We start from the raw sequence: 20640 nt of genomic DNA on the forward strand, positions 1-20640 counted from the left end.
CAGAATTACCTGGACGAGTTTTGCTACAAACTCAACAGAAGATATTTCGGTCAAAAACTCTTTGACAGACTCATTATTGCTTCGATTTAATCATACTGGCAAGATTGCGGATATACATAAACTTATTTATTATTTTCTTGTTTCAATGAAAAGATATCGAATATTAATTGATCCCTTTTATGGTTTTATAGTTGCAAGTTTTGAAGGGTAATTGACAGTTAATGATGTGTTTAGTTTTGGTAGGGATCTTTATAATCATAAGGATTATAAGTCCAACTACGTACTTATTTGTGATTTAAAATTAAGTTCTGCAATGGGGTATCGTATCGATGTAATTTCCTATGTAGAACATTTGAGAAAGCTTACTTGGGATTCTGGATGCAAGAAAATTGGATTTATAGTTGGTAGTATAAATCAGATATTTCTGATTGAAAATTTTATTGTCTTAGTCAAAGATTTAAATTTTGATGTTGAAATGTTTGAAAATACAGAATTATGCCTCAAGTGGGTTTCTGATGAAAGTGATATTAGAAATAAAATTGATTCTTCGATTAATTTCAACAGAAGTATGCTTAATGATCAATTTAAAGCTGAAATATTAAATTAATCTATACACCTTTACTTGGAATGATTTTCACTTTACTTTGTGTTATAAATTATAATTATTAAATATTATGAATGAAAGAATATTTCAATTGAAATCCAAAATTGAGCCGTTAAGGAAAGAAATTGTAAATCATAAAGTTTATAATCTTATTCAGGACACAGATGACCTTAAGATTTTCATGCAGTATCATGTTTTTGCTGTTTGGGATTTTATGTCGCTTTTGAAAAGTCTTCAAAACTCTTTGACTTGTACTTCAATTCCTTGGTTTCCGATTGGCTCAGCAGATACAAGGTTTTTGATTAATGAAATTGTAGTCGGGGAGGAGTCAGACGTTGATTCTTATGGGGTGAGAAAAAGTCATTTTGAATTATACTTGGACTCCATGTGTCAATGTGGAGCAAATACTTCCCAAATTGAATTGTTTCTTAATAATCTGAAAAATAATAAAAATCTCGAGCAGTCCTTAAAAATATCTCATGTCCCACTTGAAGCTTCAGATTTTGTCGATTTTACTTTTAAAGTCATTAATAGCCAAAAAAGCTATCTCCAATCTGCGGTTTTCACCTTTGGTAGAGAAGATTTAATTCCTGATATGTTTCATTCTATTGTAAATGATATTTATAAAAAATTCCCTGAAAAGGTGTCTGTTTTTAAATATTATTTAGAGAGACATATTGAAGTGGATGGAGATCATCATAGTCACTTGGCACTTGAGATGACTGCAAATCTTTGTGGTGATAATGATGAATTTTGGGAGGAAGCTGAAAGGGTTTCTATTGAAGCATTGAAAATGAGGATAAAACTCTGGGATGGAGTTTATCGGGAAATAGAAAATAAGAATAAAAATTAAATTTTATTAGATAAATATCCCCATTAGTTTTTTGAACCATCTGGATATGGAAATAAATTTGTGACATAAGTCTTTTCAGAAGTTTTCTTAATAATCTGATCTAAATCATTTGAATATTTTTTGATCATTTTGAGTATTTCCTTTCCATCGGCTTCAAAATCCTTTACATTATATTCCGATATTAGATTAGCTAATCCTATCAAAGTTACTAATGGAGCTCTTACTTCGTGTGATTGAGACCAGGCTATATCCTTTAGTACTTTGTTCTGAGCTATAATAGCATCAATAAATTTAATTCTTTCAGTTATATCTCTAAAAATGTTTAATATTGCTTTCTTTCCATTATATTCGATTAGAATGCATTTCGCTTCAATATTTTTTATTTTTCCTTTTTTAGATTTTATAGTACTTTCAAAATTGATAATTTCATTTTTTTCTAGTTTAATGATCATATTATCAAATTGTTCTTTTCTTTCATCATGGATAAAATCATATATAGTTAAGGATTTGAATTCTTCCATTTCATAATCAGAAAGTATTTTATTTGCTGGATTACTCTCTATAAAATAAGAAGGCTTTTCGTCTTTAATAGAAGAGATACTTATTGCGTCACTATTTGCATTGAAGAGATTTCTGTAATTAAGTTCATTTTTCTCTGCTTCGTTTTTGGCTATTTCTAAATCTCTTGTCCTTTCTCGGATTTTTTCTTCAAGATTTTGGCGTAAATTTCTTTCGGTTTTGTATAAGTAACTAGTAGTTAAAATATTTTTAATTCTTATAGATACTTCAACAATGTCTATTGGTTTGGTTAAGAATTCTGTTGCTCCTAGTTTTAATGCTTTTAATTTGTCCGTGGGATTATTACTCGCAGTCAAAACTAAAACGGGAATTATCCAATTTTCTTCCTTTGACTTGTCTAGTTTTTCTAAAATATTGAAGCCAGAAACAATTGGCATCATTAAATCAACCAGGATTAAATCAGGCTTTAAAAACTGGATTATTTCAAATGCTTTATTTGAATCTGTTGTGGAATGTATATTTGAATAGCCTTCTATTTTTAATATTTCAACTATCAAATCAATATTGTATTGGATATCATCTACAATAAAGATTTTTGATTTCTTTATATCCTGCATATGTAATTAAAATAAGTATTAAACTTGATTGGACTTTAGTTTGTTGTGATCTTTACAGCAAGCAAAATTATTAAAATATTTATAATTTTCTGCTGTTAAGTTTAAGTTAATAGCAAAATTCTGTTCTTGTATAGTATTTTCCGAATAAACTTCATTGCGATAAATTTACTATTCCTAGAATAATGCAAATAATAAACAAGGGTTTTCGCTTTTATTTTACAGGAAGTTGTTTATGCTAAATAAGAATAGAGTTTAAAGGTACAAAATTAATTCGTAGTGACAATCTTTGTCAATGGCCTTTCTTATAACTCGTGAGTTAGTGGATCATGCATCGCAAATTTTTATAGCTGAATTTTACCACAAACCCCATGAGCATTTGGAAACACTTTGTTTTCATGCTTTGTATGGCGATTTCCAAAACTAACTCACTAAATAGTCTATGTAAGTACCTGCTTTTTTGGGACTCAAGGGCAGCTACTTAAGGATCTATAAACTTCCCGTCAGGAGTATGCTCTCTCATGCCAATCGTAGGTACCTAAATACTGCATTTGAATACCTTTAATCTTTATTGCCTGTTGCTATCCTATCACAAAACTGAGATTTCGAATGGTTATTTGAGTTTTCCCGACTATAGAGAAGTATCACCTGATCTAGTCGACTAGTTGATTTCACCACTTTGACACTATTTGCCGATGTGTCCAAAGGAGTTGGAAAAACCCGATGACATGCAAAATAAAAAGGGGATTGTAAATCACTTGCTGTACTTCTGTTGGACAATTTGTAGCCTGAATTGGTCTTACTAATGGCAGACAGTTCCAATAATAAAAATTTCTCGAATAGCTGAAACGCAAGAGGGGAAGTATTTGTGTATTAGATAAGGGATGCGTCGATTACTTAGCCTACAAAAAATAAGCAGAAGACGGCTTATTTTTCGTCCCATGGTTTAATGGGATTACGTCTTATAATTTGTTCAACATGCGCCCTGAAGTCATCCATGGCTGTCTTTCCGGAGGTGTAAGTTTAGATCAGCAAACTACCTAACAGACTTAGGAGATCCATTAAAGCAGAGATTTATTTGCTAGTAGTACTTATTAAAATTCAAGGTTTTTTAATTTCTGAGCAATTTATTTGACTTTTAGTCCTATAGGATCATATGACTTTATATAAACCGCTGGGAGACTAAGCCCTTCTTGAAAAAGATCAGACAAAATTTTGAGATGGACTACCTCCAGGACCACCAAGCTGGGTCAAAACGCAGCTTGGTATCTTGCTGATTGTTAATTTTATCTACTGTATAATTCACAATCGAATCAAAGAAGCAGTGCAGTTCACCTCTTTAGTTGCTTTGGTTAAAGGCGACCTGATTTTCTATACCTGTTTTCAGACTATTTAACAAAGCAGTTACCTCAACGACGAACAGTGAGATCTTGAAATAGCACAATTGGATATTTTCTAAATCGAGCAAGGTTGTCTTTGGAGGAAAAATGAAAATCACTTTAGAGAACCAGAAAATTTACTGTTTTGGTTCTGATTTATTTACCTGTATTATAAAAAAATAGCTCTTTTGAAAGGTTCTGCTCCCTTTCTGCGTATCACCGAAATAGATAGTAGAAAAAATTTTAACTATGAAAAAAATTAAAATTAATTCCTACATTGCTATTGTATCAAGATGAACTAATTGAAAATAATTTATAAAATATTGAATTAATCCATTAAAAATAATATTTTTATAAGAAATAATTTAAGAAATATTGTATTTTATTAAAAAATTTATTAGTTTTTCGAAAAATTACTAGAGAGTACCATATGTAAATAATTAAAAACTTATTTATCTTATGGTATACTTGAAAATTACCAGAAATTATTTTATTTGTACTTTTTTAAAGTAATCCTGCCGTGCAAGAACTGCTTAATTATTTAATTAATTCTACATTTTGAACCAAGTAATTTTAGATTGCCTTAAACAACTTAATGGATCAGGGCCTAAGATGGTAATGGCCGACTATTCTCTTGATTTGGAGGATGAGGTGAATAGATTTTCTGTTTTTGAGAAAATCGCATTTCAAAATGGTGAAATTAAAGTCGCCTTTTCTCTCGATTACAGCCTATTAATTCTGGAATTCTCTTCTGCGCTTAGATTAGAGTCCAAAATATTTTTACTTCCAGAAAATGAAATTCTGGTGAGTTTTGGTGGTATCATTGGACTCTATATTTTGCACTATATTGATTTGGCTATTAATTGTTATGTTACCGATAATTCAGACTTTATTGAATCCGAAAAGACAAGATTTCTTAATTGGGAAATGGAAGTTTCTGAAAAAATTCGCTTAGTAAACCTTAAAAATTTATTTTGAAATTTAATCAAATGGACATTAATGCATTTTTTATGCAGTTAAATATTTTTTTACATTTTTTCGAAATTATCCCTGAAAAGTAGTTCCTAAATAGATCTATGTCTCCTTATTAGCCAAGATTACACAAAGCCATTCATATCAGTTAGTTTCCTACATTTTTTAATCGAGTAAAATCGCAAATTCTAATTGAAAGCATTCCGAGCAAAGACAGAAAACTATTGTAATACCTGTAAAAGGAGACCAAAACAGGTCTGATTTTCATAGAAAATTTTTTTAAGTTCTGTCAATGTATGAGAAGTACTTCACTATCTATAGAGCGATAAGTAAGCTTCATACGAATACTATTCAAACTAGCCGGGAACTGTTGCCCGCCTAGGATGTTGGAAACCTTCACGCGCAAGTTTTTTGAAGCCCTTGAAAACAATAAACAAAATCAAAGCTGGCACTGGTCTCTATAAGAAAACTCTTTAGGTGGAGATATACTGCCGGGAGAAACGTCTCTACTCAAAAGACAAAAAGTCCGATCTCCTATACCATGCCTTACCTTTGTTGGATGCCTTCTCAAGCACGCTAATCTTGAACTATGTCCAAGTGCTTCCAAAAAGCATCATCGGTAAAGTTATTTCCGTAATTTTTTCAGACCTTTGAAGGCGTCGAAAAATTCCAGAATAACTTTCCTATACTTACCCTCTTATTGGGGTGCTATCTTTTACTGTTAATTTACAAATACGTGCATAGTTTTTTCATTGTTAATGCACCTTTGTAAATTTAATTATCATATTGTTTTTGATTTGGTTAGAACTTTATGAGCACTAGTAATACCCTGTGAAAGCAGGGTATTTTTTTAGTTAAAACGTAATTTTTTGTTTTATTTCAAAAAAAGATAAAATTATCTTTCAGGTGTTTAGAGTTTTTCTTTAATGGCACATGGAATCTCGCATTTCGGATAATCATCCTATTGTGTGCTCTTCCTGCTCGATTTTATATGATTTCAATGAAGTTCATTTTAAGTATCCTGTTTTAAAAGGTTTTTACAGAATTGATCTTTAATGATTTCCTCGGTTTGATTTTCAACTATTGTAGTTGTTGCTATGGTCGTAATCTTGTTGAAGCTTTAGGAATTTTTTAGAATTTTCAAAAACTCAGTTCTGTCCATGTCTGGCATCCTAATGTCATGTACAATTAATATTGGCGAATCAAACGTATTTTAAAAAAATCAAAGCAGTTTTTTAATTCTTGAACGAATAGATCGTTTGTCCATATTTCTGAAAATATTTTTTGATGACCTAATTAATTACAAAATCATTTATTAATACTATTATTAAATATGAGATTATTTTTCAATGGTGTTTAGGGTAGTCAATTGTGATTTATATTTGGATATGGTTTGATAATTAGAGTAATATTTGAAAATTATTGTAGTTAAACTATATAAGAGGTAATTTTCATCTATCTCCAATTTATCTCTTTGAGAACTGTAAACCATTGTCCCAATTTGTATATTTCCATTGTATATCGGTATTCCAAAGAGATTTTTTGAATTTGAAAACAATTTTGTTTCTATACAGTGTTTTTTTTTCAATTCATTAATCGAAATCTTTTTTATAAATCTTTTGGCGATTGTTTGAAAAGTAAGTCTGAAAGCTTCGTATTCTTGTATGTTTACCCCGATTCTTTTTTTTTGAGATAAAATTTCAATAATTGAATCATCTCCCTTATTGTTAAAAAAGAATAGAAACATGTCTTTAAAATCAAAAAGTAATAATAAATTTTTAATGTATCTATCAATGAAATCATCGTTGTTTATTTCGATCTCATTTGATAAATTATTAATAGTATGGGTTAAAATACCTTTTCTAATTAGTTCTTTGTTGAATTCCCTTTCTTCATCAAGATTTTCGATTAAAATAAGAAAATTCATTTCTAATGATAATCTAATAGAGACATTTATTATTTTTATTTTTATTTTTTTAAAAGTTTTATTAATTTCTACATAAAGCTCTAATTCTTGTTCACTTAAATTTTTAGAACGTTCCATAGCCCAAACTATTTTTTCTTGATTTTTCGAATTCCATAGATCTAAAAATAATTTTTTCTTTGATTTATTTATTTCAGGAAATAGTTTTGTGGCTTCGTTATTGTATCTATCTATTTGTAATTTATTATTTATTTCTAAAATTGCTTTATTTGAAAGTTGAAATAATGATTCAATTTTTCTTTCCTTTTTGTCAATATCAATTTTTAAATCATCTATCTGGAGTGGTAAATTTTTAGATTGATGTTTTTTTAAGTAAAAAAATATATGGCTTATTCTAAAATTCTTTCTGAAAATTGGAATGAAAACAGGTCTGTAGATTAGATTTATTTCATCTTTGTAATCCTTGACTGAGTTCTTTTCAGAAAAATTTCCAAAAATGGTTTCAGCATTTATATATGTTTCTCTTAGTGATCTTTTGAAGTCCGTCAGTGAGTAATTTGGAATAATTGAGTTATTAATTAAAAAATCAACGTTCGTAATTACTTTTCTATTAAGAAACTCTTGGGTATCACTAATTCTTAATAATTCTGATGTGACCCATACTGGCTTATAACTCTCATTTTTTAGCGAAATTAGAACTCCGCCTGTATTGAATGGTATTTGTAATTCAATAGTTGCATTTTTATCTAAATATAATTCTAGTGAAGTATTGTTGATAAATGGAGATCTCATTTAACTTCTGAAAAGGTATAGACTTTTTTCTTTATTAATTGTTTTATTTTGGAAGAGACCATAGCAATTGTTTCGTTTGGCAAAGAACTCCCTGAAGGAAGACAAAGTCCTGTTTTGAATAGTTGTTCGCTGAAATCACTTCCAAAATAAGGGTACCCTCTGAATATTGGTTGAAGGTGCATCGGTTTCCACAAAGGTCTTGTCTCTATTCCCATAAATTCCAAGCTCTTCCGTAAATCCTCCCTTATTTGTTCTGATCCATCCTTGATTAATATTGTAGTTAACCAGCGATTACTTTTATAATTATGAGGTTCTTCTAGAAAACTAATTGAATTTTCTTCTTTTAGGTATTGCTGATATAAATCAAAATTCGCTCTTCTTCTTTTTACTCTATCCTCAATAACCTCCATTTGAGCTATACCGATGCCTGCAGCGATATTTGATAGTCGGTAGTTATACCCAATTTTACTATGTTCATAGTGTGCGAAGTTATCCCTGGCTTGGGCTGATAGGAAGCGCGCCTCATCAATGTATTTCTTTTCGTTTGATATTAATGCGCCTCCTCCGCTCGTAGTGATTATTTTATTCCCGTTAAAAGAATAAATCCCCATATCACCAAATGTCCCACATCTTTGACCTTTAATTGATGAACCCAGAGCTTCCGCAGCATCCTCTATTACGGGGATTTTGTATTTTTCACTTATTCTTAAAATCTCTTCCATTTTAGCGGGCATTCCGTAAAGATGGACTGGTAGAATCGCTTTCGGCTTTTGAGGTTTTATATTTTTTATTTCAATCAGGTCGCTATAATTGTCTAATTCCCCTTTCATGGCTGATTGAATTGCTTGTTCAAGAGCAATTGGATCCATGTTCCAAGTATCCTCCTCACTGTCTACAAAAACCGGAATAGCTCCTAAATATTTAATTGGATTAGCGGATCCTGCAAAAGTAAATGATTGACAAATTACAAGATCTCCCGGGCCAACTCCTGCTAGAATAAGAGCAAGGTGAATTGCAGCTGTTCCTGAATTTGTAGCAAGCGCTGAAGATGTTCCAGAGTAATTCTTTATGGATTCTTCAAACAAATCAACGTTCTCACCAACCGGAGCTATGTAATTTAATTTAAATGCTCTTTCAATATATTTTAACTCATTTCCACTCATGTGTGGAGTAGACAACAACACCTTATCGATCATAATTAAAATTTTTCCGAATTATCGTTGATAAAAAAATTATTAAAAACTCTTTGTTTTATTTTGATAATTAAGTGTTGATAAGCGATTCAATTTTTTTAGTTAATGGTAATTTATTTACAGAAAAATACATTTCATTTTATATGATTTTTTTCAATTAGTAGTAAAACTGTCCTAAAATTTTCAATAATTCATATTATTTACAAAAAAAGTCATTTTGTTTATTATATGTAGTACTCAACATACTTCCTTTTTTTAATTTCTTTCCTTTGCGGCTGTTATCAAATATCAATCGGTTAGTTATTGCCGTTTTTAAGTTTTTAAAATTTTAGAGGAAGTCACCTTGTGACCGAAGGGGCGAAGCTGTATTATTTTATCTAGAAAACAGCAGATTTTAATTATTATCTAAACGTTAAGTCTAATGGGACTGAAAGGGCGAAGCTGTGAAATGGTAATTATTGAAAGGGAGAAATAGGTGCGTTAATGAACAGTTACAATATAAAAATTGGTATTATAGGTTTGGGATATGTAGGGCTGCCTCTTGCAGTTGAATTTTCCAAATTTTATAAGGTGATTGGTTTTGATATCAATTCATCACGAATTGATTCCTTAAATAATGGTATCGATTCTACTCAGGAGATTGAAATTAGTGTTCTCAAGGAGCAAATTATGAACCCTGATCTAGATAACGATAAGATGACTTCTGGATTAGAGCTTACGAGCGATAGTTCTAAACTTAGTGATTGCACGATTTATATTATAACAGTACCAACTCCAGTAAATAAATTTAATAGTCCGGTTTTGACTCCTCTTTTGAGAGCCTCAGATATGGTAGGGAAACTTTTGAAGAAAAATGATACTGTCATCTATGAGTCAACAGTTTACCCAGGGGTGACAGAAGATGTGTGCGTTCCTATTCTTCAAGAAAGCTCTGGGTTGAAATACAATTCTGATTTTTTTGTCGGCTATTCTCCAGAGCGAATCAATCCAGGCGATAAAGAGAAGACCTTGACCAAGATCTTGAAAGTTACTTCTGGTTCTACACCGTATGTTGCAGAACTGGTAGATGCGCTATATGCCTCTATCATCACGGCCGGTACTTTTAAAGCCTCTTCAATTAAGGTGGCAGAAGCAGCGAAGGTTATTGAGAATAGTCAGCGTGATATCAACATTGCCTTCGTAAACGAATTGTCTAAGATTTTTAATCTTTTAGATATTGATACAAATGAGGTCCTCGAAGCTGCTGGTACTAAGTGGAATTTTCTTCCCTTCAAACCGGGTCTTGTTGGTGGTCATTGTATTGGAGTTGACCCGTATTACTTAGCCCAAAAAGCCCAAGAAGTAGGGTATCATCCTGAAATTATTCTTGCGGGGCGTCGCCTTAATGATTCGATGGGCAAGTACGTCGCTACGGAAGTTGTCAAATTGATGATGCGCAAGGATATTAAAGTCGTGGGTTCTAAAATTCTGATTCTTGGCTTCACATTTAAAGAAAATTGTCCTGACGTCCGAAACACTAAGGTGATAGATATCTACAGAGAACTTGCATCTTTTGATACTGAAGTTGATGTGTACGACCCTTGGGCAAGCGCAGAGGAAATTAAAGGTGAATTTGATATTGATTTAAAACCGTCGGAAATCATCAATCATCTAAAAGACTATTCTGCTGTTATTCTGGCTGTCTCCCACAGGGAATTTAGTTCGCTGGATATTTCTAGTTCAGCAAGCCAAGTCGTATATGATGTCAAAGGCTTTCTTTGCAAAGGTTCTGTAGATGGTAGGCTATAAATCTCTTTTAATTTAAACACTATTCTAATATTAGATATATGATTGATTCTATTTTCCATAAGATAGATTTATCTAAATTCAGTTTTTTGGTTACTGGTGGGGCAGGGTTTATTGGTTCCAATATTGTAGAATATCTAGTAAATCATCAGGCGGGTCACATTCGGATTTTAGATAATCTGAGCACTGGTGCAGTAAGCAATATTAAGGCCTATATTGATCTACCAAATGTGGAAGTTATTTTAGGCGATATACGTGATTTAGATGTTTGCAAGAAAGCTTTAGAAAACATAGACTTTGTCTCTCATCAAGCTGCTCTTGGATCAGTACCGCGTTCGCTTGCTGATCCCATTACTTTTAATGAAGTAAATATTAATGGCTTCCTAAACATGCTTGTAGCGGCGAAAGATTCGTCAGTTTTGAAAAGGTTTGTGTATGCTGCTTCATCCAGTACCTATGGTGATAGTGCAATACTCCCCAAAGTTGAGGGTGTCGAGGGTAAGCCTATTTCACCTTATGCCGTAACCAAAGCGGTAAATGAACTTTACGCAGATGTGTTTAGCAAGTCTTATGGATTTCATACCATTGGGTTAAGATATTTCAATGTATTTGGTCCACGTCAAAGTCCAAATAATGCTTATGCTGCTGTGATTCCTGTTTTTTGCAAGCATTTCCTAGAGTTCACTTCTCCAACTATCAATGGTGATGGAGAAACATCACGGGATTTTATTTATGTTCAAAATGTAGTTCAAGCAAATATGAGAGCCTTACTTTTTGATACTGAGGATGAAACTAAAAAACTCAGCAACCATGAAATATTTAATGTAGCGTGCGGAGAGCAAGTCAGTCTAAATCAAGTTGTAAAAACGCTAAAAACTATCAGCGGTCTAGAAATAGAACCTAGCTACGATCCTGAACGTGCAGGAGATATAAAACATAGTTTAGCGTCAATAGCTAAAGCCTCTGAAGTACTTGATTACTATCCATTAGTTAAGTTTAAAGAAGGGCTGAAATTGACCTATCAATACATCGAAATGAATGCTGAAATCTATTCCAGGTGAAATGCCCATGAGAAATATTCTCAAACAGGGGGATGATTATCAAAGGGCATTCCATCTGACCATTAAAGACAAATTATAAACAGATTAAATCGAGCATGATGGAAGCGATGTAAAGTGTGATGATTATCCTATCCGGAAAATCTTGGAAATAGCTAAAGAAAAGTAGTAAAAAAAAGAATCTCTCAGTTCGGGGATTCTGAAAGTAAAAGTAAGTTGTTTTAATCACCCACCCAGTTCTATTAAGTCAGGAACGGCCTGCATACGTATGTTGGCTGTTCCTTTTTAGATTGTTTTGATTTTTATATGAAATTTCGGTAGAGTTAAGTTTTAATTAATTTATGAAGATAGTAGTAGTAGGTACAGGTTATGTAGGTTTAGTATCTGGAGCATGTTTTGCAGATGTGGGGATAGAGGTTACTTGTGTAGATATTGATTCTAAAAAAATTGGAAAGCTCAAGAACGGAGTAATGCCAATTTATGAACCAGGTCTGGAAGAAATCGTGGTTCGAAATTATAAAAGTGGAAGATTACATTTTAGCACGGATTTAGGAGAAGCGATTCAGGGTGCCGAAGTTGCCTTTATTGCAGTAGGTACACCTCCGGGCGAGGATGGTTCAGCTGATTTGAAGTATGTATTGGCGGTAGCAGATGAGATCGGAACAAAAATGACCGATTACATCGTAGTAGCAACCAAAAGTACAGTACCTGTGACAACTGGTGAGAAAGTACGGGGAGCTATTCAGGCTGCATTGATCAAAAGAGGAGCTGACTTGCCTTTTGCAGTGGCTTCGAATCCTGAGTTTTTGAAAGAAGGAGCTGCTGTTGAAGATTTCCTTAAGCCAGATCGAATTGTCATCGGGGTAGATGATGAGCGAGCAGAGAAAATTATGCAGCGTCTTTATAAACCCTTTCAGCTGAGCGGAGAACGGATAATTTACATGGATATCCCATCTGCAGAAATGACTAAATATGCAGCAAATGCGATGCTTGCCACTAAGATTTCATTTATAAATGATATCGCTAACCTATGTGAAAAGGTAGGGGCGGACGCAAATATGGTTAGAAGAGGTATCGGTTCAGATCCCCGAATTGGAAACAAGTTTATTTATCCCGGTGTAGGATATGGAGGATCTTGTTTTCCAAAAGATGTGAAAGCTATCATTAAAACAGCAAAGGAATATGGCTATGATTTGCGGGTGCTACAGGCAGTAGAAGATGTCAATGATACTCAAAAACATATACTTGCGAGTAAAGTAAAAGCGCATTTTGGAGAGGATTTGAGCGGAATGACCTTTGCCATGTGGGGATTAAGTTTCAAACCGAATACGGATGATATGCGAGAATCTCCTGCAGCCGTCATTATAGACGAACTACGAGCTGCAGGTGCACAAGTAAGAGCTTATGATCCTAAAGCAATGGAGGAGGCTCGGGAACATTATATCTTAGATAAAGTAACTTATTGTACGGATGCTTACGATGCTTGTGTAGAAGCAGATGCACTCCTTTTGGTGACCGAATGGTCCGAGTTTCGAATCCCAAGTTGGGAAGCAGTGGGTAAACTACTTAAAAACAAAGTGGTATTCGACGGAAGGAATATCTATGAGAAAAAATACTTGGTTAACCTAGGTTTTATTCATTATGGGGTTGGTATATGAAAGAGGTAAGTGATTTAATTATTTATTCAAAAAAATAATCGATAACCTTTTTTATGTCTAAAATATTAATTACCGGTTCAGCTGGTTTCATAGGTTTTCATCTTGTTACTCGTTTTCTTGAGGATGAAGATGAGTTTCAAATTATAGGATTGGACGTCATCAATGATTATTATGATGTTAATCTGAAGTATGCGCGATTGTCGGAGCATGGTATACAAAAGGAAGATATACTTTCCCAACATTTGATAAAAAGTAGTAAGTTCCCTCAATATAGTTTTATTCAAACTGATCTTGCAGATCATGATTTTATGGTGAGCTTTATGCAAGATCAGAAGTTTGATTATGTTGTCAACTTGGCGGCGCAAGCTGGAGTAAGATATAGCATGGAGAATCCAAGGGCTTATACTCATTCCAATATAAATGGATTTTTAAGCATATTGGAAGGTTGTAGACATAGCAATGTTAAGCACTTGGTTTATGCTAGCTCTTCTTCCGTATATGGTTTAAATACGAAAATGCCTCTGTCGGAGCAACAGGCTACTCAGCATCCCATGTCTCTTTATGCGGCCACAAAAAAAGCTAATGAGATGATGGCCCATACGTATTCTCATTTGTTTAATTTACCAACCACTGGTCTTCGTTTTTTTACAGTTTACGGACCATGGGGTAGGCCTGATATGGCTTTATTTCTTTTCACAGAAGCTATAATAAACAATAAACCTATCAAGGTTTTTAATCATGGGAAAATGGTTAGAGATTTTACCTATGTGGAAGATATCGTTGAATCCGTGAAAAGATTAGTATTTAAACCAGCCAAGCCCAGTGAAGATTGGAACGCTCATCAAGTAATTGCTGACCGTTCCTCTGCTCCTTACAGGGTGTTTAATATAGGGAATAATAACCCAGTACAGCTCAGCGATTATATTTTAGCAGTTGAAGAAGCTTTAAACAAGCGAGCTATTTGTGAATTGCTGGAAATGCAGCCAGGTGATGTGCCAGCAACGCATGCGGATGCTAGTGCCTTGGAAGAATGGGTAAATTATAAACCCGAAACCTCAGTATCTGATGGAGTGAAGCGCTTTGTAGATTGGTATACTTCTTATTACAAAGGAGTTTTAGTTTAGGTACTTAATGAATTTTCAAGTCATTGCTGTATTAGCAATAGTTTTTTCATTAATAATGTTACTCTATACAGACTACATTAGGCCTAAAATGGCCTTTTTACTTTCAGCGATGTCAATGGTATTTGTTGGAGTACTTACAGTTGATGAGCTTCTACTTGGTTTTTCAAATAAGCAAATTCTTATCATATTTCTACTAATGATTCTAACTACTGGACTTCAGCAACAGTTAGGAAATGGATTGTTTTCAAAAATATTTAGTAATGGGCTATCTTCATCAATATTTAGACTAAGAATGATGGTATTGGTGGCAGGTTTGTCATCTTTTTTGAATAATACTCCTGTGGTTGCTTTTATGATGCCTTATGTCAAATCTTGGTCCAATGACAATGGTTTCGTAGCATCTAAGTTTTTAATTCCCTTATCATTTGCCACTATACTTGGAGGGATGATTACCATGGTGGGGACTTCTACCAATCTAGTATTAAATGGTCTTATTGTTCAATCAGGACATGCAAGCTTACATTTTACGGATTTTCTTTTTTTAGGATTATTGTTAAGCCTTTTTGGAATAACATACCTTTATTTTTTTAGTGATAAGTTGTTGCCATCCAATGAGGACACCAAAAAGCAATTCATTGAGAATATTCAGAACTATCTTGTTGAGACTGTAGTAGAAGAACATTCAGAAATAATAGGTAAAAGTATTGAGGAAGCAGGATTGAGACATTTAAAGGATTTGTTTTTAGTTGAAATTCACAGACAAGGACATGTGCTTTCAGTAGTGGATCCAGATCAGCAAATATTCGAAAACGATAAACTGTTCTTTGCTGGTAATCCAAATGCCATTCTTAGATTGATTAATGAAAAAAACGGACTCAAATTACCCGAATCAACTCATGTATTTCAAAATGGTTTTTTGGATTTAACGGAAGCAATAATTCCTTCAGGAAGTGACTTAATTGGTGAATCTCTTAAATCTTGTGGCTTTAGAGATAAGTATAAGGCGTCTGTGATTTCCATTTTTCGCAAGGGTAAAAAAGTTGCCGGGAATCTTGGTGAAATTTATTTTGATGCAGGTGATTTACTTTTATTACTTTCTAAACAAGTAACTAATAGAGGCGCTAATTCTAAATCTCTTCTTTATATAGAAAAAAGAGGTAAAGTAGTAGGTAATCAGTCTTGGAGAACGATTTTGCCAGTGGTGCTAGCTTTAATTTTTTTAGTGATAGGTATTACAAATTTTATAGATTTGTTTCTTGCTGTATCTATAAGCATTTTTATTTTAGTATGGTCTAAAATACTTACACTCGTTCAGATCCGAAATGCAGTAGATATTGACCTAGGGATGATTTTGGTTTCCTCTCTTGCTATAGGATTAGGAATCAGTAAATCAGGCACAGCAGACTATTTGATAGCTAAACTATTTGATTTTACTAGCTATTATCCTTTATGGATAAACCTTTCAATTTTGTTTTTTGCAACCCTACTTTTGACTTCATTGATAACAAATGTAGCAACTGTGTCGATTATGTTTCCATTTGCATTTTCAATGGCCGAAATGCTTAGCGCTGAAGCATTACCATTTTTTGTAACCATTGCTTTTGCAGCTTCTGCAGATTTTATTACTCCCATAGGATATCAAACAAATCTGATGGTAATGGGACCCGGCAATTACCGATTCAAGGATTACACCATTATTGGTATGCCTTTGACTCTAATCTATTCGATAACAGTGCTTTTATTTATTAATTATTACTATTTCTGAAATGGAACAGCATATTCATCCCAGTGTTTTTAAAGTATCTCAAGAGGATAGGTCGAGAAGATTAAATCAAAGATCAAAACTAATTTGGTTTACAGGACTTTCGGGTTCGGGTAAATCAACACTTGCCAATGCCGTTGAGTCTCGACTTTTTGATCAGGGCTTTCTAACCTATTTATTGGATGGTGATAATATCAGGACAGGGCTAAATAAGGATCTGGGATTTTCTGATGAAGATCGTGTAGAAAATATTCGTCGTATCGCTGAAGTTGCCAAACTGATGCTTGATGCAGGAATGGTAGTATTGTCCGCCTTTATATCTCCTTTCCGGGAAGAACGAGTATTGATTGCCCAATTGGTGGGAGAAGACAATTTTATTGAAGTTTTTGTGGATTGTCCTTTAGAGGTTTGTGAACAGCGTGATGTAAAGGGCCTTTACCAAAAAGCCAGGCATGGAATTATTAAGAATTTTACCGGAATAGATTCTCCTTATGAACCACCTCTCCGTCCAACTGTCCATATTAATTCTGATCAGGAGGTACTACAGGACTCAGTTGAAAAGATCACTTTATCCATTTTGAATAGTCTTATTTATTGATTTTACCAGTATAATATTTTGATGAAAAATTATTATTTACCACACCTAAAAGAGCTCGAAGCAGAAGCTATCTTTCTGATTAGGGAAGTAGTTTCTCAATTTGAAAAACCTGCACTTCTTTTTTCAGGTGGAAAAGACAGTATTGTTTTAGCTCATTTAGCCAAGAAAGCATTTTACCCAGCCAAGATCCCATTTCCACTGATACATATCGATACAGGTCATAATTTTCCAGAGACTATAGAATTCCGAGATAGTTTGGTTGAGAAGCTTGGGGTACAATTGCTTGTCGGGTCGGTACAAGAAAGTATTAATAGCGGTCGAGTTCGTGAAGAGACCGGTGTGAATGCCAGTAGAAATGCACTTCAAACCACCACACTGTTGGATACCCTTGAAGAATACAAAATTGACGCGGCTATGGGTGGGGCACGTCGGGATGAGGAAAAAGCAAGAGCCAAAGAGCGATTTTTCTCACATAGGGATGAGTTTGGTCAGTGGGATCCAAAAAATCAACGTCCAGAATTATGGAATCTATTTAATGGAAGAAAGCACATCGGAGAACATTTTCGCATCTTTCCAATTTCCAACTGGACAGAAATGGATGTATGGCAATACATACTTCAGGAGGAAATTGATTTACCTTCGCTTTATTTTTCACATAGTAGGGAATGCCTTGTTCGTGATGGCGTTATTCTAGCCAACTCAGAGTTTATTGCCTTAAAAGCAAACGAGCAGATTCAGGATATGGTGGTGCGATATCGTACCTGTGGAGATATGCCTATTACAGGAGCAGTGGAGTCCACTGCTGATACGCTTGAGTTGATTATAGAAGAGATAGCTACCACCAGAACCACCGAGCGGGGAACTCGCGCCGATGATAAGCGTGGAGAAACGGCAATGGAAGACAGGAAAAAGGCAGGATATTTTTGATATCATTCGGCGTATAGGGTAGAATTTTTGGAAGAACTACTGAATCAAAAATTGAAAGATCTTTGGGTATTCTCTATTGCAGGTGGTATAATAAATCACATGACTAATTGATAAATCCTGGATAAGGAAATAGTAAACTCAACAAGGTAGGGTCCCTATTCAATCTTTATACAAACCAAAAAAATACATCGAAAGATTACTTCATAATACTTGCAGGGACGCTTAATACATAGTTTTACCTTGTTTACTTTGGTGAACATCACTTACCAAGAATCTTAAGTGTCTACTTTAAAAATTTTTACGATTAAAAATTAAACAATAGAATGAGCATACAAGAGAATAATCAACTTTTAAGATTTACCACAGCCGGTTCGGTTGACGATGGAAAAAGTACACTAATCGGTCGATTGTTGTACGATTCCAAATCTATTTTTGAGGATCAGATAGATGCGGTAAAAGCTTCTTCAGAGAAGAAAGGTTTTGATTATGTGGACCTATCCTTGTTGACGGATGGCTTAAAATCGGAAAGAGAGCAAGGGATTACAATAGATGTTGCCTACCGTTATTTTGCTACTCCCAAACGGAAATTTATTATTGCAGACACTCCTGGCCACATTCAATATACTAGGAATATGGTGACTGGAGCTTCCACTGCCAATCTGGCTATTATTCTAGTAGATGCCCGAAAAGGACTGTTGGAGCAAACTTACAGACATTCTTTTATTGCCTCCTTGCTTAAACTTCCCCATGTAATCGTCTGTGTCAATAAAATGGATTTGGTAGATTATTCTGAAGCTGTTTACAATGAAATAGTAGAAAATTATAAAGCCTTTTCTTCCAAATTAGATATTAAGGATGTTCAATTTGTTCCTATCTCAGCCTTGAAAGGGGATAATGTGGTGGATCGTTCTAAAAATATGCCTTGGTACGAAGGCTCTACCTTACTCTATCATTTGGAGCATGTACACATTGCTTCCGATTTTAATCATATTGATTGCCGTTTTCCTGTTCAAATGGTTATTCGTCCTCATACCTTGGAACATCAAGATTTCAGAGGTTACGCAGGTCGTATCGATGGTGGTATTTTCAAACCTGGAGATGAGGTTGAAATTATGCCTTCTGGATTTTCCACTAAGATCAAATCCATTGAATTAAATGGGCAGCCCATTGAAGAGGCTTTCTCGCCAATGTCTGTGACGATGACTTTAGAAGATGAGATTGATATTAGCCGTGGAGATATGATTGTGAGGCCCAATAACAAACCAGAGGCGACTCAGGATTTGGATTTGATGGTCTGTTGGATGAATCAAAAAACCTTGCAAACCAAAACTAAGCTTATTATTAAGCATACTACTAAGGAATGTCAGGCACTAGTCAAGGATATTCATTATAAGGTAGATGTAAATACACTTCACCGAATCGAGGGTATCTCCGAGATAGGTATGAATGAAATTGCAAGACTTTCTATTCGCACTGCAAATCCAATCTTTAAGGATTCTTATAGTAGAAATCGGCAAACTGGCGCAGTGATTTTGATTGATCCTAATACCAATGAGACGGTAGGCGCAGGGATGCTTATTTAATAGCTAATATTTTAAAAGTAAAAAATGACAATTTCAATTGATTTTTTTGATATACAAATTATAAAATGGACTTAATTAAGTTAACGGAATTAGCTAAAAATGCAGCTTTGGCTGCGGGTAAAGAAATTTTATCAGTTTACTATTCTGAAGATCTTGGAGTAGAAATTAAGAGCGACGACTCCCCACTAACTAAAGCAGATCAGGCAGCGCATAAGTGTATTGTTGGCTCTCTGGAACAAACTGATTTTCCGATTTTATCAGAAGAAGGAAAAACCATTCCTTATGAAATCCGCAAAGACTGGGAATATTTCTGGATGGTAGATCCTCTGGATGGGACGAAAGAGTTCATTAAAAAAAATGGAGAGTTTACAGTAAATATTGCGCTGATTCATGATGGTCAACCCATCATGGGTGTGGTGTATGCGCCGGTTTTGGATTTGATGTATTGGGGGAATAAAAAAGAGGGTGCGTGGAAGCAGGAAGGGAATGGGGGAATTGTGAAACTGGAAAAACCCGAATCAACGGAAGTAAAAACCATTGTAGCCAGCCGTTCGCATCTGAGTCCGGAGACCCAAGAATTCATAGATCAATACCCCGGAGTAGAGGTTATTTCTATGGGGTCTTCACTTAAATTCATGTTGGTAGCGGAGGGGAAAGCTCAATTGTATCCTCGTTTTGCACCCACTATGGAGTGGGATACTGCAGCTGCCCAAGCAATTGTGGAAGCTTCTAATTTTAAGGTTGTTTCCTACCCGGACATGTTGGAGTTAGTGTATAATAAGACGAGTCTATTGAATCAAAATTTCTTGGTTTTATAAAATAGGTACAAACTTTATTTTATTGTCAAGATTAAAATAAAAATACCTCAGTTAAATTAATTTTCCTGACTGAAAAATAAATAAGAGGTTATTTTTTATATGATTTCCAGCGGTCCTTTCATCAATCAATTTGTATAAGTAAAAGTATTTGGTGATGCTAAGTCCTTGTTTCGCTGTCTACTTGTTACCATATTCTTTATTTCTTTAATGCTGTGATGTGGATGTACATAAAATAAATTGTTAAGCTATTTGTATTGATCTAGTCAAACTGGTTAGTACAAAATAATATATCTAGTTCTATTATAATTTAGATTCATAATTTTTTATTAAGACAATCAAAAAAATATTATTTAAAAATAATGGTTCTACCCTTAAGTTAGTGGGGATATAAGTTTAATCCTCCGTGGAAAAAGAGGATTGCACTTCTAAAGTTGGTAAAAGTTCTATAGCCTTTACCTACAGTTTTGAGCTCTTGGA

The 20640-nt window shown here is 34.0% G+C and carries 15 protein-coding genes; 12 read left to right on the forward strand and 3 right to left on the reverse strand.

Annotation, left to right across the window (positions count from 1 at the left end; all coding sequences use genetic code 11):
* Positions 1-313 precede the first annotated feature (313 nt).
* A complete protein-coding gene (locus P8O16_RS13115; protein ID WP_300315708.1) occupies positions 314-607 on the forward strand; it encodes a hypothetical protein in 294 nt (97 codons plus the stop codon).
* Between the two features lie 67 nt (positions 608-674).
* Complete coding sequence (locus P8O16_RS13120) at positions 675-1457, forward strand: DUF3050 domain-containing protein (protein WP_300315711.1); 783 nt, start codon at positions 675-677, stop codon at positions 1455-1457.
* Between the two features lie 23 nt (positions 1458-1480).
* Here the strand turns inward: P8O16_RS13120 and P8O16_RS13125 are convergent, their stop codons facing one another.
* On the reverse strand, positions 1481-2593 hold the full coding sequence (locus tag P8O16_RS13125; RefSeq protein WP_300315714.1) for a response regulator: 1113 nt from the start codon (positions 2591-2593) through the stop codon (positions 1481-1483).
* 1934 nt (positions 2594-4527) lie between these two features.
* Between P8O16_RS13125 and P8O16_RS13130 the strand changes: the two genes are divergently transcribed.
* Complete coding sequence (locus P8O16_RS13130; RefSeq protein ID WP_300315717.1) at positions 4528-4947, forward strand: hypothetical protein; 420 nt, start codon at positions 4528-4530, stop codon at positions 4945-4947.
* A gap of 1333 nt (positions 4948-6280) precedes the next feature.
* Here the strand turns inward: P8O16_RS13130 and P8O16_RS13135 are convergent.
* Both P8O16_RS13135 and P8O16_RS13140 read right to left on the reverse strand, forming a co-directional pair.
* The gene (locus tag P8O16_RS13135) at positions 6281-7657 is read right to left on the reverse strand and encodes a hypothetical protein (protein ID WP_300315719.1); all 1377 of its coding nucleotides are present in this window, start codon (positions 7655-7657) and stop codon (positions 6281-6283) included.
* Complete coding sequence (locus tag P8O16_RS13140; protein ID WP_300315721.1) at positions 7654-8853, reverse strand: aminotransferase class I/II-fold pyridoxal phosphate-dependent enzyme; 1200 nt, start codon at positions 8851-8853, stop codon at positions 7654-7656. The genes P8O16_RS13135 and P8O16_RS13140 overlap by 4 nt, the downstream gene beginning before the upstream one ends.
* 480 nt (positions 8854-9333) lie before the next feature.
* On the opposite strand from P8O16_RS13140, the gene P8O16_RS13145 reads away from it, so the two are divergent.
* The 9 genes from P8O16_RS13145 (at position 9334) to cysQ (ending at position 20163) form a co-directional block, all read left to right on the forward strand.
* Positions 9334-10638 carry a nucleotide sugar dehydrogenase gene (locus tag P8O16_RS13145; protein ID WP_300315724.1) on the forward strand — a complete coding sequence of 435 codons (1305 nt, stop codon included), beginning with the start codon at positions 9334-9336 and terminating at the stop codon, positions 10636-10638.
* Between the two features lie 38 nt (positions 10639-10676).
* Positions 10677-11696, forward strand: a complete 1020-nt coding sequence (locus P8O16_RS13150) for an NAD-dependent epimerase/dehydratase family protein (protein ID WP_300315727.1) — start codon at positions 10677-10679, stop codon at positions 11694-11696.
* A gap of 338 nt (positions 11697-12034) precedes the next feature.
* A complete protein-coding gene (locus tag P8O16_RS13155) occupies positions 12035-13351 on the forward strand; it encodes a UDP-glucose/GDP-mannose dehydrogenase family protein (RefSeq protein WP_300315730.1) in 1317 nt (438 codons plus the stop codon).
* 53 nt (positions 13352-13404) lie between these two features.
* Entirely contained in the window at positions 13405-14475 is a 1071-nt protein-coding gene (locus P8O16_RS13160) for an NAD-dependent epimerase (RefSeq protein ID WP_300315733.1), read from the forward strand.
* 7 nt (positions 14476-14482) lie between these two features.
* On the forward strand, positions 14483-16240 hold the full coding sequence (locus P8O16_RS13165) for an SLC13 family permease (protein WP_300315736.1): 1758 nt from the start codon (positions 14483-14485) through the stop codon (positions 16238-16240).
* A gap of 1 nt (position 16241) precedes the next feature.
* Positions 16242-16835 carry an adenylyl-sulfate kinase gene (gene cysC / locus P8O16_RS13170; protein ID WP_300315738.1) on the forward strand — a complete coding sequence of 198 codons (594 nt, stop codon included), beginning with the start codon at positions 16242-16244 and terminating at the stop codon, positions 16833-16835.
* A 21-nt stretch (positions 16836-16856) separates the two neighbouring features.
* Complete coding sequence (cysD, locus tag P8O16_RS13175) at positions 16857-17762, forward strand: sulfate adenylyltransferase subunit CysD (protein WP_300315740.1); 906 nt, start codon at positions 16857-16859, stop codon at positions 17760-17762.
* A gap of 323 nt (positions 17763-18085) precedes the next feature.
* Entirely contained in the window at positions 18086-19345 is a 1260-nt protein-coding gene (locus tag P8O16_RS13180; RefSeq protein ID WP_300315743.1) for a GTP-binding protein, read from the forward strand.
* A gap of 65 nt (positions 19346-19410) precedes the next feature.
* A complete protein-coding gene (gene cysQ / locus P8O16_RS13185) occupies positions 19411-20163 on the forward strand; it encodes a 3'(2'),5'-bisphosphate nucleotidase CysQ (RefSeq protein ID WP_300315746.1) in 753 nt (250 codons plus the stop codon).
* Positions 20164-20640 lie beyond the last annotated feature (477 nt).

This window comes from Algoriphagus sp. (assembly GCF_029254265.1).
Lineage (GTDB): Bacteria > Bacteroidota > Bacteroidia > Cytophagales > Cyclobacteriaceae > Algoriphagus.

What these genes read in the sequence shown, in the direction of transcription:
- P8O16_RS13115 (WP_300315708.1), top strand. Translation starts at nt 314, where the DNA reads ATGGGGTATCGTATCGATGTAATTTCCTATGTAGAACATTTGAGAAAG.
- P8O16_RS13120 (WP_300315711.1), top strand. Translation starts at nt 675, where the DNA reads ATGAATGAAAGAATATTTCAATTGAAATCCAAAATTGAGCCGTTAAGG.
- P8O16_RS13125 (WP_300315714.1), bottom strand. Translation starts at nt 2,593, where the DNA reads ATGCAGGATATAAAGAAATCAAAAATCTTTATTGTAGATGATATCCAA.
- P8O16_RS13135 (WP_300315719.1), bottom strand. Translation starts at nt 7,657, where the DNA reads ATGAGATCTCCATTTATCAACAATACTTCACTAGAATTATATTTAGAT.
- P8O16_RS13140 (WP_300315721.1), bottom strand. Translation starts at nt 8,853, where the DNA reads ATGATCGATAAGGTGTTGTTGTCTACTCCACACATGAGTGGAAATGAG.
- P8O16_RS13145 (WP_300315724.1), top strand. Translation starts at nt 9,334, where the DNA reads ATGAACAGTTACAATATAAAAATTGGTATTATAGGTTTGGGATATGTA.
- P8O16_RS13150 (WP_300315727.1), top strand. Translation starts at nt 10,677, where the DNA reads ATGATTGATTCTATTTTCCATAAGATAGATTTATCTAAATTCAGTTTT.
- P8O16_RS13155 (WP_300315730.1), top strand. Translation starts at nt 12,035, where the DNA reads ATGAAGATAGTAGTAGTAGGTACAGGTTATGTAGGTTTAGTATCTGGA.
- P8O16_RS13160 (WP_300315733.1), top strand. Translation starts at nt 13,405, where the DNA reads ATGTCTAAAATATTAATTACCGGTTCAGCTGGTTTCATAGGTTTTCAT.
- P8O16_RS13165 (WP_300315736.1), top strand. Translation starts at nt 14,483, where the DNA reads ATGAATTTTCAAGTCATTGCTGTATTAGCAATAGTTTTTTCATTAATA.
- cysC (WP_300315738.1), top strand. Translation starts at nt 16,242, where the DNA reads ATGGAACAGCATATTCATCCCAGTGTTTTTAAAGTATCTCAAGAGGAT.
- cysD (WP_300315740.1), top strand. Translation starts at nt 16,857, where the DNA reads ATGAAAAATTATTATTTACCACACCTAAAAGAGCTCGAAGCAGAAGCT.
- P8O16_RS13180 (WP_300315743.1), top strand. Translation starts at nt 18,086, where the DNA reads ATGAGCATACAAGAGAATAATCAACTTTTAAGATTTACCACAGCCGGT.
- cysQ (WP_300315746.1), top strand. Translation starts at nt 19,411, where the DNA reads ATGGACTTAATTAAGTTAACGGAATTAGCTAAAAATGCAGCTTTGGCT.